We start from the raw sequence: 25,297 nt of genomic DNA on the forward strand, positions 1-25,297 counted from the left end.
TGTTTGTGCGCTCGCCGGCCCATGCCGGCGGCGTCGATCTTATTGTTTCGAGGACGCGTCTCGAAGCGGCCTGCGCCGCGCCGATCGCGTTGTTATCGCGTTGTTATCGCTTTGTTATTGCCTCGATGCCCGGACGGTCCACGCCTTCGATGCTGCTGACTGCCGCGTTGGTTCTTTCGCCGCGCGCGCGGTTGCGGCGCACGCTGCGCGTCTCTGGTGGCGCTTACAGCAACTCGTACGTCGTGGCGTTGTCGCTCGCGGCGAACGGAGCCTTGCTCGCGCCCGATGCTTCGCGCGATTGCCGGCCCTTTCTCGTCAGACCGATGTACGGCATGCCGTGCTCGAGAAACGGCCCTTCGGTCTTGCGAAAGCCGAACGCCTCGTAGAAACCGCGCAGGCTCACCGGCGCGGTCAGCCGCACGCGGCGGCCGGGCCAACGCTCGGCGGTCACCGCGAGCACGCGTTCGATCAGGGCGTGCGCGGTGCCGTCGCCGCGACGCAGCGGGCTCGTCAAGATCTTGTCCACCACGACTTCCGGATCGTCCGCGTCGCCCTCGTTGATGCGTGCATAGGCGAGCACGGGCATCGAACGGCTCATGTCCTCGGCGGCGAATACGTGCGTGCCGGTTTCATCGCGACCATCCGGGTCGAGATGGACATGCGACTGTTCGACGACGAACACCGCACTGCGCGCGCGCAAAATCAGATAAAGCTCCCGCGCAGTGAGTTGTTCGAAATCCAGCGTTTTCCAGTTCATCGATTATCTCCATGCTTTACCGGCAATTACCGGCGTTGCGACGATTGAACGTTACGTGCCGACCCGCCTGAATTCAGTGCGCCATCGCACCGACCCATGACGCGCGCGCCTTTCAAATAAGCTCGACCACACGCACAAAGGCGTCCCGGGGAAAAAGACGCCTTTCCGACGATCAATGCGACCGCGCTACAGCCCGGGTTGCGGGCTGCCGCGCGCGCGTCGCATGGCGTCGATAGCACTCGCGTAATACGGCACCTTCATGGGAAAATCACAATGCATACCGCCATCGAACGCGATAGAGACGCACGATTAAAAGCACATTCGCTCCATTGCGCACGCGGTATCGAACGCCGGCCTTTCCGGCCCGAGGTCACGGCATGAGCGCGTTCCATACGAGCGGTGTGACGGATTCAGGAGCAAGTCGTTCCCGCGTCGTGTCACTCGATCCCTTGCGCATGCGTGCGCGGCGGCATCACGCGCACGCGCTGCATCGCGGCGAGCGCATCTGGCGTGAAGCGGTCGCGCCCGTCGATCTGTGGATCGAAATTCTGCACGGCAACGGGCTCGAACCGCGCGCTGCGCTCGCGTTCGCCGTCGCTCAGGACTTCGAAGCCGATCAGTTCACGCTCGGCAAGCTGCCGTTCGAAGACATTGAAAAACTCTACGGCCTGCAAGTGCAGGAGCTTTCCGTGTTCGATTCGCTCGAAGAGCGCGCGCTCGTGCAGACGCGCCGCGCGAATATCGTGCTCGTCGAAGTCGATGCGTTCTATCTGCCGGACACGCGCACGGCTTCGTATCGCCGCGAGCATGCGAAGACAACCATCGGCATCGATGTGATCGATCGCGATGCGCGGCGTCTCGGCTACTTTCATCACACGGGTTATCACCTTCTCGACGGCGAAGACTACGACGGCGTGCTGCGCTCGAATGCGACGCCCGAGCCGGCGCTTTTTCCGCACGTCGAGTTTGTCAAGCGCGTGCGCGAGCCGCTGTCGGGCACGCCGCTCGCGGAAGTATCGGCGGATCTGCTGTGCGCGCATCTGTTGCGACGTCCGATGCACAATCCGATCACGCGTTGGCGCGCGGCGTTTCCCGAGCATCTCGATACGATGATTGCGCGCGGCGAATCGTATGCGCGTCATTACGCCTTCAACGTGATGAGGCAACTCGGCGCGAACTTCGAATTGCTCGCGCATTATCTGCAGTGGATGCGCGAACAAGGCTTCGACATTCCCGTGCCGACGTATGCGGGCGCGCGCAAGATCGCGAGCGAAACCATGGTGATGCAGTGCCGCCTCGCGCGCGCCCTTTCGCGCGGACGACGAGAGCTGTGCGAGACATCGTTCGACTTGATCGAGGATGCGTACGAACGCGTGATTCCTCCGCTTGCGGACATCGTGTGCTGAACGTTGATGTCGAACCGCGATTCGCACGCGCTTTCATCTCGGGAGCGACTGTTTAAAAAGACACATTTCAACCCTTGTTTCAAGGGTTTTTTCACTCGCTTACGTTCGCGTCTTATACGGGTTTTTATGACCTCGTGATGTCGCCGCGAGAATTTCTTCGCGCCGGTTTCTCCGCGTTAATGAGTTCCGCATGAGATTGTCCTCGATGAAACATTTCAGGGCATCGCGCGCACGACTGAAATGCGCTGCGCCCGACCATGAATCCGATGAATGACGCGCAAACGTTTCACGGCGGCTAGTCGCATGCCGAACTCGCGAGAGGGCCGCTACAAGGCCTGTGTGGGCTATTCCTCGCCGAAAGCCGCGCTAAAGAGGCGCTTATGCGCGAGGAATCGCACACGCAGATTTCACTTCGTGCAACGGGCGCAACGTTTCCGCTTCACGCAACGCCGCGCGGAAGACTTTTCCCGATGCCGGCAAAGCCTTATCCGGCAAGGCTTCGTGGGGAATCAAGCAGCGCTCGGATAAACACGCGTTCGCCAGCCCACGGAGCCGATGGAACACGGATGAATCATTTTCCATTGTCCCTACGAAAGAAGGTGGTATGTCGAAGGGATGTCGACCCGTGAGGCCTGTCGCACCGTGGTCAAAAAATCCTCAACCGCCTTTCGAGGGGTATGCGCTGATGAAACTCATCGGGGCACGCACGTATTCCTAAGACCACCGATGTTCAAGACTGAAACAAAAACGCAGCGCTGCGCTGCATCACAAAAAGTGCACGAGTTATGAGGCCCCGCCAGCATTGCGATTGCCCGCATTGGCACAGTCCTCGCTAATAGAAGCACGCAACCCAGACCAGTGCGATCAACCAAAAGCAATTCAAGTACGAAACGGGCGGCTACGGGGCTGATGTCATCCTTCCTCGAGGAACCGGCGCAAGCGGCAATCTTCGAAAACGGTCACATCAGTAAATAAAAATTGAAGCGCAACGCGCGAAAGTTACGAGAGAGAACAATCATGCTGACCCTCCAGTCCGACCTGCACGGCAATCATCTGCTTGGCGCGCTTCCTGCGCACGAATGGCAGGCGCTCACGCCGCATCTCGAACTCGTGCAATTGCGCACCGAGCAACTGCTGTGCGACTCCGGCCAACGGATTCACCACGTCTACTTCCCGACGACCGCGATCATCTCGCTGCTGCACACGATGGAAGACGGCGGTTCGGTCGAGATTGCCGCGGTGGGACGCGAAGGCATGACTGGCGTGCCGGTTCTGACCGGCGGCGAAACGATGCCGACCCGCGTGCAGGTGCAATGCCCGGGCTTCGCGTATCGCATGAGCGCGCAAGCGTTGCGCGAGCAGTTCGGCCGCTCGGACTTCCTGCGCCGCCTGATGCTGCTCTATATGCAGGCGCTGCTCACGCAGGTCGCGCAGACGGCGGCATGCAACCGGCATCACTCGCTGAACAAGCAACTTTGCCGCTGGCTGCTGATCGAAATCGATCGCACGGCGTCGAACGAATTGCAGGTCACGCAGCAACTGATCGCGGACATGCTGGGCGTGCGCCGCGAAGGCGTGACCGAAGCGGCGGGCAAGCTTCACGACGCGGGTCTCATTCATCACAGCCGCGGCTGCATCAAGGTCGTGGATCGCGAGGGTCTGGAAGCACGCGCATGCGAGTGCTACGGGCTCGTCAAGCGGGAGTTCGATCGACTACTTCCGCGTCTTCGTGCAACCGAGGCGATATCGGCCTCAAGTGTCTAACGGCTAGGATTAATGCAAGAAAAAAACCTCGATCTGTTCTCATGGCTGGCGCGTGTTCTGGATGTCTGTCTCATCATCGCGGGCGGATTGATCGCGCATGACGTACGCTTTTCGTCGCTGGATTTCGTCAGCGATATCGAAAGGCTTCTGATCGCGTTCAACTCCGCACTCGCCCTCCTGCTCTTCCCTGCTTTCGGCGTGTATGAAACCTGGCGCGGCAAGCCGTTCGCCATGATGCTGGCGCGCGTCACTTTGGCGTGGATGGCGGTCGTCGCGGGCGCCCTGCTGCTCGCCTTCACGCTACATCGCATGGATACGGTGTCGCGACTCTGGTTCGCGTATTCGACGCTCATTTCCGGCGCGCTCATCATCGCTTCGAAGCTGATCGTGTACTCGGCCTTGCGCCTGATGCGCGGCCGCGGCCTGAATCAGCGCACCGTGGCGATCGTCGGCGCGCAGGGTTTCTCGCGGACCTTGCTCGCGCACCTGTGCAGCACGCCCGAACAGGGCTTTACTCCGGTGTGCATTCTCGATACGACCGGCGACGAGGAACTGCACGCGAGCGGCATCAGCGGCATGCCCACGCCGACGACCGCGATCGGCATGGGCGGCAATCGTTTGCCGGTGCTGAACGATTTCGACGAACTCGTCGAGAAGGTGCGCGCCGAGGAAATCAACGAAGTGTGGCTCGCGCTGCCGCTGTCGCAGGAGCACACGATCTACCGCTTCGTGCATGCGCTGCGGCACGATTTCGTGAATCTGCGGCTGATTCCGGACACGCGCAGCATTTCGCTCTTCAATCATTCGATGACGGATGTCGCCGGGCTCGCGACCATCAACCTGACGACGTCTCCGATCAGCACGCTGCAGATGTGGCCGAAGATGCTCTTCGACCGCCTGTTCGCGGCGGCCGCGCTGCTCGCGCTTTCGCCGCTGATGATCGCGATCGCGATCGCCGTGAAGACGACCTCGAAGGGTCCGGTGTTCTTCACGCAGCATCGCAAGGGCGCGGACGGACGGCCGTTTCGCATCTACAAGTTCCGTTCGATGGGCGTGCATCGCGAGCACGGTCGAGTGACGCAGGCGACGCGCAACGATCCGCGCGTGACGAAGGTCGGCGCGTTCCTGCGGCGCACGAGCCTCGACGAGCTGCCGCAGTTCCTGAACGTGCTGTTCGGGCATATGTCGGTGGTCGGTCCGCGCCCGCACGCGATCGAGCACGACGATCTGTACAAGGATCTCGTCTACGGCTACATGTTCCGCTACCGCATCAAGCCCGGCATTACCGGCTGGGCGCAGGTGAACGGCTATCGCGGCGCGACGGAAAAGGTCGAGAAGATGCAAAGCCGCGTGAAGTTCGACCTCTTCTACATTCACAACTGGTCGTTCTGGTTCGACATCAAGATCGTCGCGATGACGATGTTCAAGGGATTCATCGGACGCAACGCGTATTGAACGGCGTAAAAACGCGAAAGGCCCGGCGATTTTCGGATCGCCGGGCCTTTCGCTTGGTGCGCGCGTGACTTACTTGTAGTCGATGCGCTCGACGCCGTTCTCCGTGCCGAGCAGACAGATATTCGCGCCGCGCGCCGCGAACAGACCGACCGTCACGACGCCCGGCCAGGCGTTGATCTGCGCTTCGAGCGCACGCGGATCGGTGATCGACAGGCCCTTCACGTCGAGGATTTCGTTGCCGTTGTCCGTGATGAACGGCGAGCCGTCCTTCGTCACGCGCACGATCGGCACGCCGCCGAGCGCCGCGAGCTTGCGGCCGATCGCCGTGCGCGCCATCGGCACGACTTCGACGGGCAGCGGGAACGTGCCCATCACCGGGACGCGCTTGCTCGCGTCGGCGATGCACACGAACACGTCCGCCACCGACGCGACGATTTTCTCGCGCGTGAGCGCGCCGCCGCCGCCCTTGATCATCGCGCCGCTCGCGTCGATTTCATCGGCGCCGTCGACGTAAATGGACAGCGTTTCGATGTCGTTCAGATCGAACACCTTGAAACCGTGCGATTCGAGCCGCGCCGTGGTCGCGAGCGAACTCGACACCGCGCCGCGATAACGCGCCTTGGACTTCGCGATGGCGTCGATGAAGCAGTTCGCCGTCGATCCGGTGCCGACGCCGATGATCGCGCCTTCCGGCACGTTCGCGTTCACGTAGTCGGCGGCGGCCTGACCGACCAGTTGCTTGAGTTCGTCTTGAGTCATGGGAGCGGTGCTGCTGTATCGGTGAAAACTGAGATTTTATCGGAGCGCGGGCGACGGCCTCGCGGATCATGCCAACGCGTGCAGGAAGCCGAGCGGATCGTGCGTGCGCGCCACCGACGCGATGAACGCGAACACGACGATCGCCAGCACGCCATAAACGGCGCGCGCGCCCTTCGTGCGGCCGCGCTTGAGCGCGAACGTGCCGAGCACGATATAGACGACGAGCCCCGCGATTTTCGCGCCGAGCCACGCAGCGTTCGCCGAAAAACCGATGATCGCGACCAGCGCGATGGCGCTCGCGAGCAAAAGCGTATCGACGATATGCGGCAGGATTTTCGTCGCGCGCGCGGCGAGGAGGCGCGAATTCGTCAGCATCCAGATCCAGCGCAGCACGAATCCGGCGATGGAAAGGCCGGCGCAGGTCATGTGGATCGCGCGCAGTGTCGGAAACCAGTCGTTCATTGTGGGAAGTATTTATCGAGCAGGGCCTGGGCGATCGCGTCGCTTTCTGCATCCGCGTTGCCCGCGTGATCCGACGGGCGAAAGTGCATCTGAAACGCGCTGAAGACGCGGCGGGTTTTGGCGTCGAGCACGCCGTCGGTCGCGACTTCGTAGCCGTAGCGCTTCAGCTTTTCCTGCAGCGCGCGCACGTCCGATGGCGCCTTCGGATCGCGGCCCGCGAGATGCGTGGCAACAGCCGCGTCGTCGGGCCATGCGCCCACGCCGGCGTCGTATAGCGCATGCCACGGGAAAAGCGGACCCGGATCGATCTTGCGTTGCGGCGCGATGTCGCTATGGCCGACGACGCGCGTCGGCGGGATGTGGTAGCGCGCGACGATATCGCGGGAGAGCTTGATGAGCGCATCGACTTGCGCGGGCGGATACGGCTGCCATTTTCCATCGCTCAGCGGGCCGATCGGACCGAGATTCACGTTCTCGATGCCGATAGACGACGCGTTCAACTCCGTCGCGCCCTGCCACGAGCTCACGCCGGCGTGCCAGGCGCGCTTGTCTTCCGGCACCAGTTGATAGACGACCGGCTCGCCTTTCTCGATGCGCGGGGCGTCGGGGACGACGTAGTGCACGCTGACTTCGTCGCCGGTCAGGACGGCGAGCGATCCCGCTTCGTCGATCTCCGTGTAGTGCATCACGAGGAAACGGATGCGGGAATCGGCGTTCTTCGCGTGGTACTGCGTGTCGGCGATGTAGGTGGTGCGGTCTTGCATCGCGGTGCAGGCGGTGAGCAGGCATGCGGAGATTGCTGCGGCAAGACGAATCGCGCGTGTGGTGCTCGTCACGATTGCATTTCTCGAAGCGAATGCACGTGCATCCAGTGGGTGAGAAGCGCGTCGCGGCTCGGCTGGCTTTTCGGATCTTTCGGAAGCCGAAGCCTTTTGCCGGCTAGCGCGGCGTACTCGCTGCCCTTCAGCTCCGGCGAAATCGACACTTCATAGATCGCAGGGTCAATCGTAATCAGCATGCGGTCGTAAAGCGTGTGCAAGTCCGCACGAAGTAAAAGGCCGTTTCGAACGTCGTTGGTTTCAGTGCCCATGTAGCCGCAGATATGCGCCGCTTCGAGAACCGCTTCGACCGCGCAGTCCGTGAGCGCGCAACGGCGCTCGTAGGCTTTGAGCAGTCCATTGCGAAACGCGGGTTGGCCTTGCCTTACGACGATGGAAACGAGCGTCTTCTTGCGGGCGTCTTCGATGCACGATGGATCGAATGCGCCGCTCGATTCTGCCCGCGCCCGGGCTTCGCATTCCGCTTGCGCGAACGTACTGCTTACTCGCTGCGAAGCGCCCGGATTCGCTCCCGGGCTCGAAACCTGGAATCCCAAGCTTTCGAGCCTGCGCGCGACCGTGAGCGCGCCGCCACTGAAATCTTTCGCACGCAACGGTCCGACGGCGGGAAACTGGTAGCCGCAAGCCGCGCCAGCGACGGCCTTCGAATCGTAGCGTCGCCCATTCAAGACGACAAAATAGTCTCGCGCTTCCCTGAAACCGTATTTATCCAAAAACGCGGATCGGCCGATCCGATCGAATTCTTCCAGCGCGGCATGAACCGCCGAAGGATCACTAAGTCGCTTCAAAGCCATGAATGACGTTGGACCCTGACCCTTACTTCTTCACCGCCCGCTGCCTCACCGCCTCAAACAAACAAACCCCCGACGCCACCGACACATTCAAACTCTCGACCGTCCCCGCCATCGGGATATTCATGATTTCGTCGCACGTCTCGCGGGTCAGGCGACGCATGCCCTCGCCCTCCGCACCGACGACGATCGCCACCGGGCCATCCAGCTTGGTCTCGTAAAGCGATGCCGTCGCCTCGCCCGCCGTGCCGATCACCCAGACGCCCGCCTCCTTGAGTTCGCGCAGCGCGCGCGCCAGATTCGTCACGGTGATATACGGCACGCTCTCCGCCGCGCCGCTCGCCACCTTCGCCGCCGTCGCGTTCAGGCCCGCCGAGCGATCGCGCGGCGCGATCACCGCATGCGCGCCGGCCGCATCCGCGACGCGCAGACACGCGCCGAGATTATGCGGATCGGTGACGCCGTCGAGCACCAGCAGCAAAGGCGTGCCCGAAATGCCATCGAGCAGTTCGGCCAGATTCTGCGCGAGCGGCAGATCGTGCGCGCGCGCCACCACGCCCTGATGCTGGACGTTGCCCGACAGCCCCCAGAGACGCGCTTCATCGGCCGCGATCAGCCGCACGCCCGCTTCCTTCGCGGTCCGCAGAAAGTCCTGCATGCGCCGATCCTTGCGCGTGGGGTCGTACAGCACCTCCTCGATCGACGATGCATCCGCGCGCAAACGTGCGGTCACTGCGTGAAATCCGTATAGAACCTTGAGACGTGACATGACTGATCCGAACCTTCGGTGAAAACTTGAAAAGCACGACGCGGTCCGAAGCACGAAGCATCGGACCGCGCGTATTCGATGGCGGCTGTATTGACGCGCCGCCCTAACGTTTCTTGCGCGCCGGCCGTCCCTGCGATGCCGACTTCGACGCCGCTCCGCGCTTCTTCGCCGCGCCGCCGCGCGGACTCGCCGCAAGCGCCGCGCCCTTCTTCGTGCCGCCGCGCGCACGCGTGCTCGGAACGTCGTCGTCGCCGAACGGACGGATACGCGGTCCCGCGCCGATGCCGGCAGCCGCTGCATCGCTCGCACCGGTCGACGGACGCGGCGACGGCGGCTTCACCGGCGTATCGCGAACCAGCCGGAAATCGATCTTGCGCGCATCGAGATCCACGCGGCTCACCTGCACGCGCACGCGATCGGACATCCGGTAGCGAATGCCCGTGCGCTCGCCGCGCAGTTCGTTCTTGATCTCGTCGTACTGGAAATAGTCCGAGCCGAGCTCGGTCACATGCACGAGTCCTTCGATGAAGAGCGAATCCAGTTGCACGAAAATGCCGAACGACGTCACGCCGTTCACCATGCCGCCGTATTCCTCGCCGAGCTTGTCGCGCATGAAGTAGCACTTGAGCCACGCTTCGACGTCGCGCGAGGCTTCGTCGGCGCGACGCTCGTTGGACGAGCAATGCAGCCCGAGCTCTTCCCAGATCGCGACGCTGTTGCGAGCGCGGCCACGCGCGGAGTCGTCGGCCTTCTGCAGTTCGCGCGCGGCTTTCGTGAGGCCCGTGCTCAGGAAAACATCGTGACCGACGTCCGGCAGATACTTCTTGCCCTGCAAGATCGCGTAGATCGCGCGATGCGTGAGCAAGTCGGGATAGCGCCGGATCGGACTCGTGAAGTGCGCGTACGCCTCATAAGCGAGGCCGAAATGGCCGATGTTGTCCGGGCTATAGACGGCCTGCTGCATCGAACGCAGCACCATCGATTGCAGCATCTGCGCGTCGGGCCGGTCGCGAATCTGCGCGATGAGGGCGGCGTAATCGCTCGCGTGCGGCTTGTCGCCGCCGGTGAGCGTCAAGCCGACGCCGCGCAGGAACGCGCGCAGGTTTTCGAGCTTCTCTTCCGTCGGCCCCGCGTGCACGCGATACAAACCGGGATGCTTGTTGCGCTTCAGAAAGTCGGCCGCGCAGACGTTCGCCGCCAGCATGCATTCCTCGATCAGCCGATGCGCGTCGTTGCGATGACGCGGCACGATCTGCTCGATCTTGCCCTGCGAGTTCACGACGATATACGTCTCGGTCGTATCGAAGTCGATGGCGCCGCGCTTCTGGCGCGCGGCATGCAGCGACTTGTAGACGCCGTAGAGGTTCTGCAGCTGCGGCAGGATATCGGCGCGCTTCGCCGCTTCCGGACCCTTCGTGTTGGTGAGCACGGCCGCGACTTCGGTGTATGTCAGGCGCGCCGCCGAGTGCATCACGCCGGGATAAAACTGATACGCCTTGATCTCGCCGCGCGCGGTAATGACCATGTCGCACACGAGCACGCAGCGATCGACATCGGGGTTTAGCGAGCACAGGCCGTTCGACAGCTTCTCCGGCAGCATCGGAATCACGCGGCGCGGGAAATACACCGACGTGCTGCGATCGAGCGCATCGATATCGAGCGCTTCGTTCGGACGCACGTAATGCGATACGTCCGCGATCGCGACCAGCAGACGAAAACCCTGACCACGTCCGACGGCGACCGGCTCGCAATACACGGCGTCGTCGAAATCGCGCGCATCTTCGCCGTCGATGGTGACGAGCGGCACGTCGCGCAGATCGACGCGATGACGGATATCCGCCGCGCGCACTTCGTCGGGCAGCTTGGCGGCGGCGGCGAGCGCGGCGTCGCTGAATTCGTGCGGCACGCCGTACTTGCGCACCGCGATTTCGATTTCCATGCCGGGATCGTCGATATCGCCGATCACTTCGACCACGCGTCCGAGCGGCTGCGAATGGCGGCTCGGGAAATCCGTCAGATCGACGGACACGACCTGCCCGACCTTCGCCTTCTTCGGATTTTGCGTGATGAGGATGTCATGCCCGATGCGCTTGTCTTCGGGCACGAGAATCAGCGCGCCGTTCTCGTTGACGAGGCGCCCGATGACGCGCTTGTTGGCGCGATCCGTGACCTCGACGATGTGCCCTTCCGGCCGTCCGCGCCGGTCATAGCCGACGATGCGCGCGAGCACGCGATCGTTGTGCATGACCTTCTGCATTTCGCCATTGGGGAGGAAGAGATCGTCCTGGCCGTCATCGCGGATCAGAAAGCCGAAGCCGTCGCGATGCCCCTGCACGCGCCCCGCAACAAAATTCGACGGATGCGTGAGTTGATAGTGGCCGCGCTTGTCGAGGCGGATTTGCCCGTCGCGTTCCATGGCCGCCAGTCGCTTGAAAAATCCTTCGCGCTCCTGGCGCTTGATCGACAACGCTTCGGCGATGTCGTTCGCGGCATGCGGTGTCTCGCTCGTGCGCAGCACGCCGAGAATTTCTTCGCGGCTCGGAATCGGATACGGATATTTGCTCAAGGGCGTAGTCGTGTTTTTTCTCGTTGGACGGGACTTTTGCGGTGCTTTGTAACCAATAATGCGGTCATCGTTGCGGGTCATTCTAACACCCGTCTTTTAAGCGCCACGGGCGCGAGACGCCGACGCGGCGCGCTTCGCGGCTCGTTACAGGCATCGCATCGAAACGCTTGACAGATGCGTCAGGCTCGCTATAATTGCGTTCTCTGCTGCTGAACACTCATTCGAACGATCAGTAAAGCGCAGCAGATTTGAAGTAACACGCACCCTTGCCCAGGTGGCGGAATTGGTAGACGCACTAGGTTCAGGTCCTAGCGGTGGCAACACCGTGGAGGTTCGAGTCCTCTCTTGGGCACCAGATGTTTGAAAAAGCCACCTTCGGGTGGCTTTTTCTTTTTATGCGGAGACCGTGTTTTTGTCGTAGACGAGTCGTATGACTTTTCGATTGACACGGCGCCCGTTCCCGCTAGAATAGCGGGCTTGCTGTACCCCTTGGCCCAGGTGGCGGAATTGGTAGACGCACTAGGTTCAGGTCCTAGCGGTGGCAACACCGTGGAGGTTCGAGTCCTCTCCTGGGCACCAAGGTCCCTCTTTCGCGAGACGCTCGTTCGAGCGCATCGCACGCAAAAACCCCGCGCATCGTCGCGGGGTTTTTTGTTTTCCGCCTTCGCTTTCCGCCTTCACTTTCCGTTCGCAATTCGGTCTCCGATTCGGTCCCCGGATGTCGAATTGAAATCGAAACGAATCTGCGTTCGCCGATTCATATTCGTGCGAACACTGCGACGCGCCAGTGCTCGCGGCGTTCACTTTCTTCAGCCGCGAGCGCAGGGGCGTCGATATGACCCGCTTTGCGCAAGAAGCCGGCGCGACGAATAGCTGCGTTTCTCCGCCACCCGGCTCGCGTCCGACGCGCCTCGCTTATCGCGCTTCGTCGCCCCGAAAGGCAAGCATCCGCAGCAGCGAATTCGTGTTCTGCGGGCGCAATGCGACGAGGCCGTGCAGTTCCCTGCGATAGCGATAAGCCGTCGTCACCGACAAGTTGACCTCGCGCGAAACCTCGACGACCGGCGCGCCATCGTGCAGCAATGCCAGCGCCTGGAATTTCCTCTTGAAGTCGACGCGTCCTCGGACGCCGCCGCCCGGCGACGCCTCGACGACCCGAAACTCCTTGCGCAATTTCCTGGGCGCCGAGCAGTCCAGCGATATGGACCGATAGCTATAGCCGTCCGTGCCGTTGCTAAAGAGATAGAGCTTGCTGTCGAAAACGTAGCTCCGATCGATCGGCGCGGTCTCTCTGTACAGCGAGTTTATTTTTAGCTCGACTCGGTAAACACATTTATTTAGGACCACTTACTCTCCTGTTGCCGATTGTTAACGGCAGGTGATTGCTGCCTACAGGAGACGACTGTAGTTTGCGATCGTCGTGCGCGGGTCTGCAAACCCGATCACGGCATTCCTACGCGTCCTGGCTTCGCCTGAGCGGAGTCAGGACCGATACTCGCTCGCACCCCTCGACCAGGGCAATCGCGGTGCGAGTTCTCGATATTTTTAGCTCGTTTCACGGCCATCCCCACCAGATGTTTCCGAATTGGCGCTGCCGACGTTCCCACGAGCTAGACATCTCCGTTTCCCTCGAACGGCAGCGGGGGAATCAGTTGCAATCGGCTACCGCAATCGATGACGCCGACGGCAAAATGCCAGACAACGAGCAATAGATTCATCATCGCTTCGGACAGGCCGAGTTCGCGCCTGATAGCCTGAATCGGCACGTCCCGCTGCAGAAAAACGAAGGCCAGATACGTGGCAAGCAGTGTCGGCTCACCTCGACTATTCCGATACACGCCATCTCCCTTTCGCATGGTCGACTTCCGCACGTTATTGAGCAGTTCCAGATCCAGCGGCACACGCAGATAACTGACCTCTCCACTGCAACGGGCCAGCAAATACAGCACATCCCCCGTAAGCAGCATCCAGTCAGAAACACCGATGTCATCAGGAACGGCGCCCATGCTTAGCCTGACTAAGTGATCTCTCGTCTCCATTTCCAAATATGCTCCTATGGCCACCGTACGCGTGGCAGGTGGTCACACTAGAAGCCCTCCGATGTGACCTGCTGTGGCGCATCCCGCGAAGAACGACCCACAGCCCCTTTGACGCCCCGCGTACTGCGGGGTGTCAAGAATCCAATCGCTTTAATTTTGTTTAGTAAATCGAACTAATCATTCGATTTTGTCGGTGCTAATGCGAAACAAAAGCATAACGCCCGAATCTCGAATCCTTGAAGTGGACACATCCTAAAGAATGAGACTTCCGAATTAGAGTTCTAATCGGTCGTTATGCTCTTGTTTATTCTGTGGCATGGTGTGTGCTCCGAGTGTTCAAATACCGGAGATTCGTGATGCCTGCCCTGTATGTCATCGCTTTCCTCCTGCTCGCCGGCACGCTCGCCTTCCTGCAAGCGCCGGCGCTCGCATGGCTCACCGGGTTCGCGGTCTGGGTCGCCGCCGGCGCGCTGACCGGTTTGACGGTCCCGCTCGGCGCGACGCTGCTCGCGATCGTCTTCGTGCTTCCGGCGCTCGCGCTCACGCTGACACCGATGCGTCGCGCGCTCGTCAGCCGCCGTGTAATCGCCGTGTTTCGCAAGATCCTGCCGGAGATGTCGTCGACGGAGCGTGACGCCATCGAAGCCGGCACGGTCTGGTGGGACGCCGAGCTTTTCTCGGGCCGCCCGCGATGGGACCGCCTGCTCGCACACGGCACGCCGAAGCTCACGCAGGAAGAGCAAAGCTTCATCGACAACGAATGCGCGCGTCTGTGCGACCTGTCGAACGACTGGGATACGACCGCCATCTGGCAAGACTTGTCGCCAGAAGCGTGGGCTTACCTCAAGGAACACGGCTTTCTGGGCATGATCATTCCGAAGCGCTATGGCGGAAAGGCTTTCTCCGCGTACGCGCACTCGCAGGTCATCATGAAGCTCGCGACGCATTCGTCGGCGGCGGCCGTATCGGTGATGGTGCCCAATTCGCTCGGTCCCGCCGAGCTGCTTCTGCACTACGGCACCGAGGAACAAAAAGATCACTATCTGCCGCGGCTCGCGCGCGGCGATGAAATTCCGTGCTTCGCGCTGACCAGCCCATACGCCGGATCGGATGCCGCGGCGATCCCGGATATCGGCATCGTGTGTCGCGGCGTGCATGAGGGCCGCGAGACGCTCGGATTTCGCGTCACGTGGGAAAAGCGCTACATCACGCTCGGTCCGATCGCGACCGTGCTCGGCCTCGCCTTTCGCGCGCTCGATCCCGATCACCTGCTCGGCGACGACGACGCGCCCGGCATCACCTGCGCGCTCATTCCGACGAACCATCCCGGCGTGAACATCGGACGGCGGCACTGGCCGCTCAACGCCGTGTTCCAGAACGGCCCGAACTGGGGTAAGGACGTGTTCGTCCCGATGGACTGGGTCATCGGCGGACGCGCGCAAGTGGGTAACGGCTGGCGCATGCTGATGGAATGCCTCGCCGCCGGCCGCGCGATCTCGCTGCCTTCGTCGAACGTCGGCATGGCGAAGCTCGCGGTGCGCGGCACCGGCGCGTATGCCGCCGCGCGCCGTCAGTTCCGCACGCCGATCGGCCGCTTCGAAGGCATACAGGAAGCGCTCGGGCGCATGGGCGGCAATCTCTATGTGATGGACGCGGCGCGGCGTCTTTCCGCGCAGGCCGTCGATCTCGGCGAGAAGCCGTCCGTCATCTCGGCGATCGCGAAGTATCACATCACCGAACGCGCGCGCAAGGTCATCAACGACAGCATGGATGTCGTCGCGGGCAAGGGCATCTGCATGGGACCGTCGAATTTCTTGGCGCGGGCGTATCAGCAGATGCCGATCTCGATCACCGTCGAAGGCGCGAATATCCTGACGCGCTGTCTCATCATCTTCGGACAGGGCGCGATCCGGTGTCACCCCTACGTGCTGAAGGAGATGGCCGCAACGCGCGACAACGATCTGCGCGCGTTCGACGCCGCGTTCTTCGGACACGCGGCGTTTCTGGCATCGAACGCGATGCGCGCCTTCGTGTACGCATGCGGCGGCGGCGTGTTCGTCGCGAAGCCCGCGCGCGCCGATGCGCGTCTCGTGCCGTACTATCGCGCGGCCACGCGTCTGTCGAGCGCGTTCGCGTTGTTCGCCGATGTGTCGATGCTCACGCTCGGCGGCGAGCTGAAACGCCGCGAACGTCTTTCGGCGCGTCTCGGCGACATCCTCTCGCAGTTGTATCTGCTCTCCGCGACGCTCAAGCGTTTCGAGGACGATGGCCGCCCTGAAAGCGATCTGCCGCTCGTGCGCTGGGGCGCCGAAGACGCGCTTTATCAGGCGCGCGCCGCGTTCGAGGGTTTGCTCGCGAACTATCCGAACCGCGCGGCGGCGGCGTTTCTGCGCATCGTCGCGTTCCCGTTCGGCTTGCCGCACGCCCCTAGCGTCGATGCGCTCGGCAACGACGTCGCGATACTGATGCAAGCACCCGGCGACGCGCGCGAGCGCCTCGTCGCAGGCTCGCACGTTTCGGCGCTCGAAGACGATCCAATCGCGCGCGGCGAAAAGCTGCTCGCGCTCACGCCTGCCGTCGCGGCGCTAGAGGCGCGTCTGCGCGACGCCGTCAAGGCGGGCGCCGCCGCCCCGCTGCCGCAAAGCCCGCACAACATCGAAGCCTGGTCGCAGACGGCGGCGGCGCGCGGTCTCATCGACGAAAACGAACGCGCGCTGCTCGCCGAATGGGCCGCTCATGCGAAGGAAGCGGTGAAAGTCGATGATTTTTCCGCAGACTTCGGTATCCTCGAAGCATTGCAAAAGCGCAGCGCGGCGCTCGAGCGGCACTTGCCCGAAGCCATTGCCTGAAGCATTCAGGACCAAAGGCACCGCCCCGCGCGCCCGACGACCGATCGACAATCGATGAAAGACCGCTATCTCGACTTCGTCAATTCGCCCTTCGGCACGAGCATTGCACGCTCGCTCGGCCTTCCGCGTCCCGAGGTTTTGCGCCGCCATCGCGCGGATCAGGCCGAATTCGGCGGCATGGCCGCCATCGGCGCGGGGCCGTCGCCCGCGCTCTTCGACGATCTGATGGCCGTGCTGTCGGCGATCGGCATGACGGGCATCGCGCACGAAAGCGCGTCCGGCTGGCTGCCGGTCGCCGCGCGGCACGGCGCGATGAGCGGCCGCTTCGAGCCGCGCTCGCGCGACGCTTCCGCGACCGACCGCGTCGAGGCGCTGATTTTCGATGCGACCGGCATCGGCGAAAGCGCGCAACTCCATTCGCTCTACGCGTTCTTCCACGATGCGCTGCGTTCGCTCGCGAAGAACGGGCGCATCGTCGTGCTCGGGCGTCCGCCCGCCACGCGCTCGAGCGTCCGCGCCGCGACCGCGCAGCATGCGCTCGAAGGCATGGTCCGCTCGCTCGGCAAGGAAGCGCGCAACGGCATTACGTCGAATCTGCTGCGCGCAGCCGATGGCGCGGATGTCGAGTCGGCGCTGCGCTTTTTCCTTTCGCCACGCTCGGCTTATGTCTCGGGCCAAGTCGTGACCATCGATGCGCCCGCCGACGCGCCGCCAAGCTGGGCCAAGCCGCTCGCCGGCAAACGCGCGCTCGTGACGGGCGCGGCGCGCGGCATCGGCGCGTCGATCGCGGCGGTGCTGGCCGAGCACGGCGCGATCGTCACCGGGCTCGATATCGACGCCGCCCGCGATGCGCTCGATCAGACCATGCTCGCGATCGAAGACGCGTCGCCGTCATCGGGCGCGCACGCGGCGCTCGTCGCGGATATCGCCGCGCCCGAAACGCCCGCCGAAATCGCGGCGGCGCTGGCTGCATCGGGCGGCATCGATATCGTCGTGCATAACGCGGGCATCACGCGCGACAAGACCATCGCGCGCATGACCGCCGACATGTGGGACAGCGTCATCGACATCAATCTGCTCGCGCAGGAACGCATCGACGACGTGCTGCTCGCGCAGAACGTGTTGCGCGCGGGCGGGCGCATCGTCGCGGTGTCGTCGATCAGCGGCATCGCGGGCAATCGCGGGCAGACCAATTACGCGACGTCGAAAGCCGGCGTGATCGGCCGCGTGCACGCGATGGCGCCGTTGCTGCGCGAGCGCGGCATCACGATCAACGCGGTCGCGCCGGGCTTCATCGAAACGCATATGACCGCGCGTATGCCCTTCGGCGTGCGCGAGGCCGGCAGACGCCTCAATTCGATGGGACAAGGCGGCTTGCCCGTCGATGTCGCCGAGACCGTCGCGTGGCTCGCGAGTCCGGGCAGCGCGGGCATCACGGGCAACGTGGTGCGCGTGTGCGGCCAGAGCCTGATCGGCGCGTGAGGAGGCAGAACGCGATGCACGCACCGACCATGCCGCGCGCCCGCACCGTCGTCGTCGAAACGCTGCCGCCGCCCGCGAAGCTCTACGGCCGCGCGCTGCCCGCGCTTTTCCGGCGCGCGCGTGCGCCGGAGCTGCCCGCGTTGCGGCTCGTGCGCCCGAATGTGAGGATCGACGCCGAACAGGTCGGCCGATACGCGCGCGTGTGCGGCTTCATTCCCGAGCACGGCGTGCCGCTCACGTTTCCGCACGTTCTCGCTTTTCCCTTGCATCTGATGATGCTCACCGATCCGTCGTTTCCGTGGTCCGCGCTCGGCGTCGTGCATCTGTCGAACAGCGTGCGGCTGCGGCGTCCGCTCGCGGCCGGTCAGGCGTTGCGCATCGAAGTGGAATGCGGGCCGCTCGTGCCGCATCAGAAGGGCCAGGCGTTCACGCTGCATACGCGCATCTATCGGCGCGGCGAGGCGGTGTGGGACGGCGACAGCGTGTATTTGAAGCGCGGCGCGCGCAGCGAGCGCGCGGCGCCGTCGATCGAGATCGCCGATGCCGCCGACGTACGCGTGCCGCTGCTCGCGCGCGAAGCGCGCTGGCAGCTTCCGCCGCAACTCGGACGCGACTACGCGAAGGCGTCGGGCGACTTCAATCCGATCCATCTGCACATGCTGAGCGCGAAAGCGTTCGGTTTTCCACGCGCCATCGCGCATGGCATGTGGACGCTCGCGCGCACGCTCGCCGCGTTGCATCCGGTCAAGGCGCTGGCTTCCGGTTACGCCCACGGCGATTTCAAGACGCCGCTATACATTCCCGGCGATGCGACGCTGTGGACCGCCGCGCCCTCGCCCGTCGCGCGCGATTTCGAAGTGCGCGATCTCGCCGGCGACCGGCCGCATCTGCGTGGCCATTTCGAATGGGAGCTGCCATGAGCGAAGCGCGTCGTGTCGCGGTAATCGGCAGCAATCGCATTCCGTTCGCGCGCTCGAACACGGCGTACGCGAGCGCGTCGAATCAGGACATGCTGAGCTTCACGCTGCAAGGACTCGTCGATCGCTTCGACCTGCACGGCATGCGCCTCGGCGAAGTGGCGGCGGGCGCGGTCGTCAAGCATTCGCGCGATTTCAATCTGACGCGCGAAGCCGCATTGTCGACGACGCTCGCGAAGGAAACGCCCGCCTACGACGTGCAGCAAGCCTGCGGCACCGGCCTTGAAACGGCGATTCTGGTCGCGAACAAGATCGCGCTCGGACAGATCGACGTGGGCATCGCGGGCGGCGTCGATACGGCGTCGGACGCGCCCATCGCGGTGAACGAGCGCATGCGCAGAATCCTGCTCGAAGCGAATCGCTCGCGCTCGGCGGGACAGCGCGTGGGCGCGCTCGCTAAACTGCGGCCCGGCATGTTCTTCAGGCCGCTCCTGCCGCGCAATGCGGAACCGCGCACGGGCCTTTCGATGGGCGAGCACTGCGAACTGATGGCCAAGCGCTGGAAGATTTCGCGCGAGGCGCAGGATGCGCTCGCGCAGGAGAGTCATCGCAAGCTCGCGGCGGCGTACGGGCGCGGCTTTTTCAACGATCTGATGACGCCGTACAAAGGCCTCGCGCGCGACAACACGCTGCGGCCCGACGTATCGCTCGATCAGTTGTCGGCGCTCAAGCCCGTCTTCGATCGCGACGCGGGCACGCTCACCGCGGGCAACTCGACGCCGCTCACCGACGGCGCATCGGCGGTGCTGCTCGCGTCCGAGCAATGGGCCGCCGAGCGTGGCTTGCCGGTGCAGGCGTTCTTGACGTTTTCCGCGACCGCCGCCGTCGATTTCTTCGACAAGCGCGAAGGCCTCCTGATGGCGCCCGTCTACGCGGTCCCGCCGATGCTCGCGCGCGCCGGAATCGCATTGCAGGACCTCGATTTCTACGAGATCCACGAAGCATTCGCGGCGCAGGTGCTGTGCACGCTCGCTGCGTGGGAAGACGACGAATACTGCCGCACCGCGCTCGGACTCGACGCGCCGCCCGGTTCGATCGACCGCGCGCGTCTGAACGTGAACGGCAGCTCGCTCGCGACGGGGCATCCGTTCGCGGCGACGGGCGGGCGCATTATCGGCACGCTGGCGAAGATGCTCGCGAACGCGCCCGCGCGCAGCGACGGCAAGCCGTTGCGCGGACTGATCTCGATCTGCGCGGCGGGCGGACAAGGCGTCGTCGCGATACTGGAGCGGTAGCCGGAAATATCGGCCAAAAAAATACAAGCCGACGGAGACACCACATGAGCCCGGGACAGGCAGCGCCGCGCGGGACTTCCGAGCCGCACGCGACAGACGGCATCTGGTATGCGTCGTATCCGCCGGATGTCGCGCATGAGATCGATCCTTCGCGCTATCGCTCGCTCGCGCATTTCTTCGACGAATGCGTCGCGCGTTTTGCCGGTCATGTCGCGTTCGTGAGCCTCGGCTCGGAACTGAAGTTCGCGACGCTCGGCGAGAAGGCGCATGCGTTCGCGGCGTATCTGCAGGGCATCGGCGTGAAGCCCGGCGATCGCGTCGCGCTGATGATGCCGAACACGCTCGTCTATCCGGTGACGCTCTTCGGCACGCTGCTCGCGGGCGCGATCGTCGTCAACGTGAATCCGCTCTATACGGTGCGCGAGCTCGGCCTTCAGTTGAAGGACAGCGGCGCGCAGACGATCGTCGTATTCGAGAACTTCGCCAAGACCGTGCAGGACGCGCGGCCGGGATCGCGCGTAAGGAACATCGTCGTGACCGGGCTCGGCGATCTGCTCGGCAGCGGTCTCAACGTGAAAGGCCGCGCGATCGATCTGATCCTGCGCTATGTGAAAAAGCAGGTGCCCGCCTACGCGCTGCCCGATGCCGTGCGCCTGCCGCAAGCGCTCGCGCTCGGCGCGCGGCGCAAGTTCGAACCGGTGCGCGTCGGTCACGGCGATATCGCGTTCATTCAGTACACCGGCGGCACCACAGGCATCGCCAAAGGCGCGATGCTCACGCATCGCAACGTGATCGCCAATCTGATGCAGGCGCTTGCATGGGCGGGCGCGCGGCTCGTCGAGGGCGAAGAGACCGTCGTCACGCCGTTGCCGCTGTATCACATCTATTCGCTCACGGTGAATGCGCTCGCGTTTCTTGCGATCGGCGCGCGCAACGTGCTGATCGTCAATCCGCGCGATATCGGCAGCCTCGTGCGCGCGCTGCGTCACGAGAATTTCACGGCGATCACCGCGCTCAACACGCTTTACAGCGCGCTGATGGACAACGAAGCCTTCCGTCAGCGCGACTTCTCGTCGCTCAAGCTCGCGATGGCGGGCGGCATGGCGACCCAGCGGGTGATCGCCGAGCGCTTCAGGGCGCTGACGGGCAAAACGCTCGTCGAAGGTTACGGCCTGACCGAGTGTTCGCCGCTCGTCGCCGCGACGCCGCTCGATACGCACGGCGACAGCGCTTTCGATGGAACCATCGGCGTGCCGGTGCCGTCCACGCTCGTGCGCCTGCGCCGCGAAGATGGCGCGTGGGCGAACGTCGGCGAACCGGGCGAGCTTTGCGTCCAGGGTCCGCAAGTGATGAAGGGCTACTGGAACCGTCCGGAAGACACGGCGAAAGCCATCGACGCGAACGGCTGGCTCGCGACCGGGGACATCGGCGTGATGGATGCGCGCGGCATCATCCGGCTCATCGACCGCAAGAAGGACATGATGATCGTGTCGGGCTTCAACGTGTATCCGAACGAAATCGAGGACGTGCTCGCGGCGCATCCGAAAGTGCGCGCGGTCGCGGCCGTCGGCGTGCCCGATCCGGTGACGGGCGAGCGCGTGAAGGCATTCGTCGTGCGTCGCGACGACACGCTCACGGTGGAAGAACTGCTGAAGTTCGCGCGTTTACACCTGACCGGCTACAAGGTGCCTGCTTATGTCGAGTTCCGCGACGCGCTGCCGCTCACGCCGATCGGCAAGGTGCTCAGGCGCGAACTGCGCGACGCCGGATCCACATCGCAGGGCTAGCCCTCACGGAGATACCCATGCCGCGCTCGGCTTCCGGCTTGCGGTTCGCTTGCGCGAGCCTGTTGTGTCTCGCGCTCGCGTCTTTCGCGGCACGCGCCGATCCATCCGATGACGTTGCGCGCATCGGCGATCTCGGCGTCGAGCAGCAGGTGCAATGGCTGTCGCGATCGGCGGGAAGCGGCGCGCTCGCCAGTCTCGACGATGCGCAACTCGTCGCCCTCTTCCGCTCGCTCGACGCGCGCACGCTGCCGCGCTATCTGCAAGACGGCTTACGCGATTTCGATTCGTGCGAGTTCACGATGCGCCGCCGCGAGCGCATCAAAGGCAAATGGCCGAAGCGCGCGGATCACATGCTCGTGCGCGTCACGCGCGAGCCGCTGCGCATCTACGCGAAATGGCTGCCGGATGGCGGGCACGCGGGCCAGGAAGTCATCTACGACGATTCGAAGCGTCCCGATCAGCTTTACGGTCATCTCGGCGGCTTTCTGGGCGTCGTGCCGATGTGGGCATCGGTGAACGGCGCGCTCGCCCGCGCGCAGTCGAATCATTCGATCCGCGAGCTCGGCATCGACGCGATCACGCAACGCTTCATCGACGAAGGGCGCAAGTTCGCCGAAGCGGGCATCACGAAACCAACGAACATCGAAGTGAAGAACGTCGACGGACTGCGCGTGATCGCGCTCACCTACGAAACGGTCGAAGGCCAACCCACCTTCTATGCGAAAAAGGAAGTGCTCGGACTCGACCTCGAACGGCCGGTTTTCCGCACGCTGGAGTCGTACGACAACGACGGCGAGATTTTCGAAAGCGTCGTGTTCGAGCGCATCGAGACGAAACCCTTCGACGACCTGACGTTCGACCCGAAAAATCCCGACTATCGCTTCTGATTTCCTTCTGATTTGAAGCGCGCGCTGACTTCGTGACATCCCGTGTAACAACTCGTCGCACCGCGCGGCGCGCGTTTTAAGTTTCGCCTAAGAGTCGGCCGATAACCTGCCCGCACTCCATCGACATCAAGGTCCGCGCGAAGCGTCAAGCCGAAAGCGCCGCACATCGTCATGCAAACCTGAGGACATCGTTCATGAACCTCCGCCGTCCGGCTTCCGCACCCGTGCGAGCCATCAAAAAGCTTCTGAGCCATCACGAAATCGCCACGCTGCTCCTGCTGATGCACGCGCCGATCGATGTGATGGCCGCCACGCCCGATGTCGCCTCGCTGCAGGAATACGGCTATGTCGAGATCGTGTCGCCGGACGCCGGCACCCCGAAAGTGCGCCTGACCGAAGACGGCAACGCCGTGCTGCGCGGACTCGGCGTCAAGTAAGGCTTCATTTCGATACGGGCCGCGGACGCCCGGGAACGCGAACTCTGTAATAATCGGTCGATACTTTTTCATCACCGACCAAGGAGTGATTCGCGATGTCCGCCCTCTCACCCATCGTGCAGCGTGTGCTCATCACCAACGACGACGGCATCGACGCGCCCGGCCTCGCCGTGCTCGAAGCGGTCGCCGCCGAACTCGCGCACGAAGTTTGGGTCATCGCGCCCGAGCACGATCAGAGCGGCACTTCGCATTCCATCAGCCTGCATTCGCCGCTGCGCATCTCGCGTCAGGGCGAACGGCGCTTCGGCGTACAGGGCACGCCAGGCGACTGCGTCGTGATGGGCGTGCGCCACATCATGAAAGACGCGCCGCCCACACTTGTCCTGTCCGGCATCAACCGCGGGGCGAATCTCGGCGTCGAAACGATGTTCTCCGGCACCGTCGGCGCGGCGATGACGGGCCTCTTGCTCGGCTTGCCGTCGATCGCGCTCAGTCAGGCTTTCACGGACCGCGAGAACGTGCGCTGGGACACGGCGCGCGCGCTGGCGCCGGGCGTGATCCGCCAATTGCTCTCGATTTCCCACGAGGCGCCGACGTGCCTGAACGTCAACTTCCCCGATTGCGACGCGTCTGCCGCGGGTCCGCTCACCGTGACGCGGCAAGGCATCGGGCTCGTGGAAGGCATCGACGTGTTGCCGCTCGTCGATCCGCGCGGCATCGACTATCATTGGCTGCGCTTTCAGCGTGCCCCGCGCCCGAATTCGCCCGATAGCGAAACGGCGGTGGTGGCGGCAGGCAGCGTGTCGGTCACGCCGCTCCATTTCGATCGCACCGACGAGCGCACGTTCGCCACGCTCGAAGCGGGTCTTGAACGCGCCGTCTGAGTTTTCGGTCCGCGCGCGCCTAGAACGATTCTTCTCAGACGGGAACGGTCGCTTTCTCGTATGCTCGGCCGTTCACGACAAGGAGACGACATGACCCGTTTCATCGGCTCGCGCGGTGCACGCGTGACGCTCGGCGCGCTGTGCGCCACTTTCGCCGCGAGCGTTTTCGCGCAGGCGACGCCCGTCGGCACCTGGCAGACCATCGACGATCAGACCGGCAAAGCGAAAGCGATCATCCAGATCGCCGACGACGGCAACGGGCAGTTGTCGGGCAAGGTCGTGCGTGGCATCGGCGAATTCGATCATCCGGAACGGCGCTGCACGGCCTGCACGGACGAACGCAAGGATCAGTTGATCAAGGGCATGACGATCATCACCGGCATGCGTCAGGACGGCGACGAGTGGGAAGGCGGCCAGATTCTCGACCCGGACAGCGGCAAGCTCTACAAGTGCAAGATGAAACTCGAAGACGGTGGCAAGAAGCTCGTCGTGCGCGGGTATATCGGCGTTTCGCTGCTGGGGCGCTCGCAAACCTGGGTGCGCCAGCAATAGCTTTATATAAAGACAAAGCCGGTCGAAGACGTCGATCTTCGACCGGCTTTGCTCATCTCGCGAGCACGCTTCGAGCAATCATGCGGCGTGACGATGTTGCGCCTCTTCCGCTTGTGCTTCGGCGGGCAGGTTCGGCTCTTCCGGCTTGAATTCCCCCGGCACACGCATGCGCGATGTCATCAACGCATAGAGCGATTCGCCGGCCGGCCCGAACAACTGCGTCATGACGCGCAGCAGGACGCCCGATTCGTGCCACGCCTTGAAGCGCCGATGGCACGTCTGATACGACGGATATTTGCGCGGCAGCGTGGACCATGACGCCCCGCTGTACATGACCCAGAGCACACCGTTGAGCACGGCGCGGGTATTGGCGAGCGGCCGGCCCCGCAACTCCGAACGCGGACGCAGTTCGGGAAGCAGCGGTGCAACCATCTGCCATTCTTCGTCGGACATGTCGCGATAGGGCTTCACGGTAGTTTCTCCAATTTACTGACTGATAACCGGTATCGACGATACCGAGTACCTGAAAGCCAGCAAATCGGAGTGGTCCGAATCTTGAAATTGCTCGCAAAACCTTATGCCGATTGGCCTACCGCAGAT

At 63.5% G+C, this 25,297-nt stretch carries 22 protein-coding genes, 2 tRNA genes and 1 pseudogene; 14 read left to right on the plus strand and 11 right to left on the minus strand.

Annotated features, from left to right (window positions below; all coding sequences use genetic code 11):
* Positions 1–223: 223 nt before the first annotated feature.
* The gene (locus tag NCT05_RS09780) at positions 224–757 is read right to left on the minus strand and encodes a GNAT family N-acetyltransferase (RefSeq protein ID WP_008349278.1); all 534 of its coding nucleotides are present in this window, start codon (positions 755–757) and stop codon (positions 224–226) included.
* Positions 758–1,134: 377 nt separating this feature from the next.
* Between NCT05_RS09780 and NCT05_RS09785 the strand changes: the two genes are divergently transcribed.
* From NCT05_RS09785 to NCT05_RS09795, 3 genes are all read left to right on the plus strand, one after another.
* Positions 1,135–2,163: a DUF1839 family protein gene (locus NCT05_RS09785; protein WP_502801780.1), complete on the plus strand. Its 1,029-nt coding sequence runs from the start codon at positions 1,135–1,137 to the stop codon at positions 2,161–2,163.
* A gap of 1,017 nt (positions 2,164–3,180) precedes the next feature.
* Positions 3,181–3,927 (plus strand): Crp/Fnr family transcriptional regulator, encoded by a 747-nt coding sequence (locus NCT05_RS09790; RefSeq protein WP_008349275.1) that lies wholly within the window; start codon positions 3,181–3,183, stop codon positions 3,925–3,927.
* Between the two features lie 33 nt (positions 3,928–3,960).
* Positions 3,961–5,382 (plus strand): undecaprenyl-phosphate glucose phosphotransferase, encoded by a 1,422-nt coding sequence (locus tag NCT05_RS09795; RefSeq protein WP_033536392.1) that lies wholly within the window; start codon positions 3,961–3,963, stop codon positions 5,380–5,382.
* A 69-nt stretch (positions 5,383–5,451) separates the two neighbouring features.
* Here the strand turns inward: NCT05_RS09795 and rpiA are convergent, their stop codons facing one another.
* The 7 genes and pseudogenes from rpiA to rnr all read right to left on the minus strand — a co-directional run bounded on the left by rpiA (position 5,452) and on the right by rnr (position 11,568).
* On the minus strand, positions 5,452–6,141 hold the full coding sequence (rpiA, locus tag NCT05_RS09800; protein ID WP_008349271.1) for a ribose-5-phosphate isomerase RpiA: 690 nt from the start codon (positions 6,139–6,141) through the stop codon (positions 5,452–5,454).
* Between the two features lie 66 nt (positions 6,142–6,207).
* Complete coding sequence (locus NCT05_RS09805) at positions 6,208–6,603, minus strand: SirB2 family protein (protein WP_008349269.1); 396 nt, start codon at positions 6,601–6,603, stop codon at positions 6,208–6,210.
* Complete coding sequence (locus NCT05_RS09810; RefSeq protein ID WP_250434873.1) at positions 6,600–7,367, minus strand: N-acetylmuramoyl-L-alanine amidase; 768 nt, start codon at positions 7,365–7,367, stop codon at positions 6,600–6,602. The genes NCT05_RS09805 and NCT05_RS09810 overlap by 4 nt, the downstream gene beginning before the upstream one ends.
* A gap of 68 nt (positions 7,368–7,435) precedes the next feature.
* Positions 7,436–7,693: an HNH endonuclease signature motif containing protein gene (locus NCT05_RS09815; protein WP_250502194.1), complete on the minus strand. Its 258-nt coding sequence runs from the start codon at positions 7,691–7,693 to the stop codon at positions 7,436–7,438.
* A 327-nt stretch (positions 7,694–8,020) separates the two neighbouring features.
* Positions 8,021–8,236: pseudogene (locus NCT05_RS37195) on the minus strand (ScoMcrA-related endonuclease); the annotation flags it as partial.
* A gap of 22 nt (positions 8,237–8,258) precedes the next feature.
* Positions 8,259–9,002 (minus strand): 23S rRNA (guanosine(2251)-2'-O)-methyltransferase RlmB, encoded by a 744-nt coding sequence (gene rlmB / locus NCT05_RS09825; RefSeq protein WP_008349264.1) that lies wholly within the window; start codon positions 9,000–9,002, stop codon positions 8,259–8,261.
* Positions 9,003–9,105: 103 nt separating this feature from the next.
* Entirely contained in the window at positions 9,106–11,568 is a 2,463-nt protein-coding gene (gene rnr / locus NCT05_RS09830) for a ribonuclease R (protein WP_250502196.1), read from the minus strand.
* 268 nt (positions 11,569–11,836) lie between these two features.
* On the opposite strand from rnr, the gene NCT05_RS09835 reads away from it, so the two are divergent.
* Positions 11,837–11,923, plus strand: a tRNA-Leu gene (locus NCT05_RS09835).
* 137 nt (positions 11,924–12,060) lie between these two features.
* Positions 12,061–12,147: transfer RNA gene (locus NCT05_RS09840), tRNA-Leu, on the plus strand.
* A 336-nt stretch (positions 12,148–12,483) separates the two neighbouring features.
* Here the strand turns inward: NCT05_RS09840 and NCT05_RS09845 are convergent.
* Complete coding sequence (locus NCT05_RS09845) at positions 12,484–12,741, minus strand: helix-turn-helix domain-containing protein (RefSeq protein ID WP_008349260.1); 258 nt, start codon at positions 12,739–12,741, stop codon at positions 12,484–12,486.
* Positions 12,742–13,178: 437 nt separating this feature from the next.
* Complete coding sequence (locus NCT05_RS09850) at positions 13,179–13,607, minus strand: hypothetical protein (protein ID WP_250434848.1); 429 nt, start codon at positions 13,605–13,607, stop codon at positions 13,179–13,181.
* Between the two features lie 356 nt (positions 13,608–13,963).
* Here NCT05_RS09850 and NCT05_RS09855 point away from each other — a divergent pair, with 356 nt between their 5' ends.
* The 9 genes from NCT05_RS09855 to NCT05_RS09895 all read left to right on the plus strand — a co-directional run bounded on the left by NCT05_RS09855 (position 13,964) and on the right by NCT05_RS09895 (position 24,697).
* Entirely contained in the window at positions 13,964–16,456 is a 2,493-nt protein-coding gene (locus NCT05_RS09855) for an acyl-CoA dehydrogenase (RefSeq protein ID WP_250502197.1), read from the plus strand.
* Positions 16,457–16,510: 54 nt separating this feature from the next.
* Positions 16,511–17,938 carry a 3-oxoacyl-ACP reductase gene (locus tag NCT05_RS09860; protein ID WP_034473190.1) on the plus strand — a complete coding sequence of 476 codons (1,428 nt, stop codon included), beginning with the start codon at positions 16,511–16,513 and terminating at the stop codon, positions 17,936–17,938.
* 14 nt (positions 17,939–17,952) lie between these two features.
* On the plus strand, positions 17,953–18,858 hold the full coding sequence (locus tag NCT05_RS09865) for a MaoC/PaaZ C-terminal domain-containing protein (RefSeq protein ID WP_008349253.1): 906 nt from the start codon (positions 17,953–17,955) through the stop codon (positions 18,856–18,858).
* A complete protein-coding gene (locus NCT05_RS09870; protein WP_250502198.1) occupies positions 18,855–20,150 on the plus strand; it encodes an acetyl-CoA C-acetyltransferase in 1,296 nt (431 codons plus the stop codon). Before NCT05_RS09865 ends, NCT05_RS09870 begins: the two co-directional genes overlap by 4 nt.
* A gap of 44 nt (positions 20,151–20,194) precedes the next feature.
* Entirely contained in the window at positions 20,195–21,937 is a 1,743-nt protein-coding gene (locus NCT05_RS09875) for an AMP-binding protein (RefSeq protein ID WP_250502199.1), read from the plus strand.
* A 17-nt stretch (positions 21,938–21,954) separates the two neighbouring features.
* A complete protein-coding gene (locus NCT05_RS09880) occupies positions 21,955–22,824 on the plus strand; it encodes a DUF1571 domain-containing protein (protein WP_008349249.1) in 870 nt (289 codons plus the stop codon).
* 194 nt (positions 22,825–23,018) lie between these two features.
* Positions 23,019–23,261 carry a hypothetical protein gene (locus NCT05_RS09885; protein ID WP_008349248.1) on the plus strand — a complete coding sequence of 81 codons (243 nt, stop codon included), beginning with the start codon at positions 23,019–23,021 and terminating at the stop codon, positions 23,259–23,261.
* Between the two features lie 95 nt (positions 23,262–23,356).
* Positions 23,357–24,145 carry a 5'/3'-nucleotidase SurE gene (surE, locus tag NCT05_RS09890; protein WP_250502200.1) on the plus strand — a complete coding sequence of 263 codons (789 nt, stop codon included), beginning with the start codon at positions 23,357–23,359 and terminating at the stop codon, positions 24,143–24,145.
* A 90-nt stretch (positions 24,146–24,235) separates the two neighbouring features.
* Positions 24,236–24,697 carry a DUF2147 domain-containing protein gene (locus NCT05_RS09895; RefSeq protein ID WP_034473199.1) on the plus strand — a complete coding sequence of 154 codons (462 nt, stop codon included), beginning with the start codon at positions 24,236–24,238 and terminating at the stop codon, positions 24,695–24,697.
* A gap of 78 nt (positions 24,698–24,775) precedes the next feature.
* On the opposite strand, the gene NCT05_RS09900 is transcribed toward NCT05_RS09895, so the two are convergent.
* Positions 24,776–25,168 (minus strand): transposase, encoded by a 393-nt coding sequence (locus tag NCT05_RS09900; RefSeq protein ID WP_008349245.1) that lies wholly within the window; start codon positions 25,166–25,168, stop codon positions 24,776–24,778.
* Positions 25,169–25,297: the final 129 nt, after the last annotated feature.

The organism is Caballeronia sp. AZ7_KS35, from assembly GCF_023631045.1.
Taxonomy (GTDB): domain Bacteria; phylum Pseudomonadota; class Gammaproteobacteria; order Burkholderiales; family Burkholderiaceae; genus Caballeronia; species Caballeronia zhejiangensis.

What these genes read in the sequence shown, in the direction of transcription:
- NCT05_RS09865 (WP_008349253.1), top strand. Translation starts at nt 17,953, where the DNA reads ATGCACGCACCGACCATGCCGCGCGCCCGCACCGTCGTCGTCGAAACG.
- NCT05_RS09880 (WP_008349249.1), top strand. Translation starts at nt 21,955, where the DNA reads ATGCCGCGCTCGGCTTCCGGCTTGCGGTTCGCTTGCGCGAGCCTGTTG.
- NCT05_RS09885 (WP_008349248.1), top strand. Translation starts at nt 23,019, where the DNA reads ATGAACCTCCGCCGTCCGGCTTCCGCACCCGTGCGAGCCATCAAAAAG.
- rlmB (WP_008349264.1), bottom strand. Translation starts at nt 9,002, where the DNA reads ATGTCACGTCTCAAGGTTCTATACGGATTTCACGCAGTGACCGCACGT.
- NCT05_RS09860 (WP_034473190.1), top strand. Translation starts at nt 16,511, where the DNA reads ATGAAAGACCGCTATCTCGACTTCGTCAATTCGCCCTTCGGCACGAGC.
- NCT05_RS09790 (WP_008349275.1), top strand. Translation starts at nt 3,181, where the DNA reads ATGCTGACCCTCCAGTCCGACCTGCACGGCAATCATCTGCTTGGCGCG.
- NCT05_RS09785 (WP_502801780.1), top strand. Translation starts at nt 1,135, where the DNA reads ATGAGCGCGTTCCATACGAGCGGTGTGACGGATTCAGGAGCAAGTCGT.
- surE (WP_250502200.1), top strand. Translation starts at nt 23,357, where the DNA reads ATGTCCGCCCTCTCACCCATCGTGCAGCGTGTGCTCATCACCAACGAC.
- NCT05_RS09815 (WP_250502194.1), bottom strand. Translation starts at nt 7,693, where the DNA reads ATGGGCACTGAAACCAACGACGTTCGAAACGGCCTTTTACTTCGTGCG.
- NCT05_RS09875 (WP_250502199.1), top strand. Translation starts at nt 20,195, where the DNA reads ATGAGCCCGGGACAGGCAGCGCCGCGCGGGACTTCCGAGCCGCACGCG.
- NCT05_RS09870 (WP_250502198.1), top strand. Translation starts at nt 18,855, where the DNA reads ATGAGCGAAGCGCGTCGTGTCGCGGTAATCGGCAGCAATCGCATTCCG.
- NCT05_RS09780 (WP_008349278.1), bottom strand. Translation starts at nt 757, where the DNA reads ATGAACTGGAAAACGCTGGATTTCGAACAACTCACTGCGCGGGAGCTT.
- NCT05_RS09805 (WP_008349269.1), bottom strand. Translation starts at nt 6,603, where the DNA reads ATGAACGACTGGTTTCCGACACTGCGCGCGATCCACATGACCTGCGCC.
- NCT05_RS09895 (WP_034473199.1), top strand. Translation starts at nt 24,236, where the DNA reads ATGACCCGTTTCATCGGCTCGCGCGGTGCACGCGTGACGCTCGGCGCG.
- NCT05_RS09850 (WP_250434848.1), bottom strand. Translation starts at nt 13,607, where the DNA reads ATGGAGACGAGAGATCACTTAGTCAGGCTAAGCATGGGCGCCGTTCCT.
- rpiA (WP_008349271.1), bottom strand. Translation starts at nt 6,141, where the DNA reads ATGACTCAAGACGAACTCAAGCAACTGGTCGGTCAGGCCGCCGCCGAC.
- NCT05_RS09855 (WP_250502197.1), top strand. Translation starts at nt 13,964, where the DNA reads ATGCCTGCCCTGTATGTCATCGCTTTCCTCCTGCTCGCCGGCACGCTC.
- NCT05_RS09810 (WP_250434873.1), bottom strand. Translation starts at nt 7,367, where the DNA reads ATGCAAGACCGCACCACCTACATCGCCGACACGCAGTACCACGCGAAG.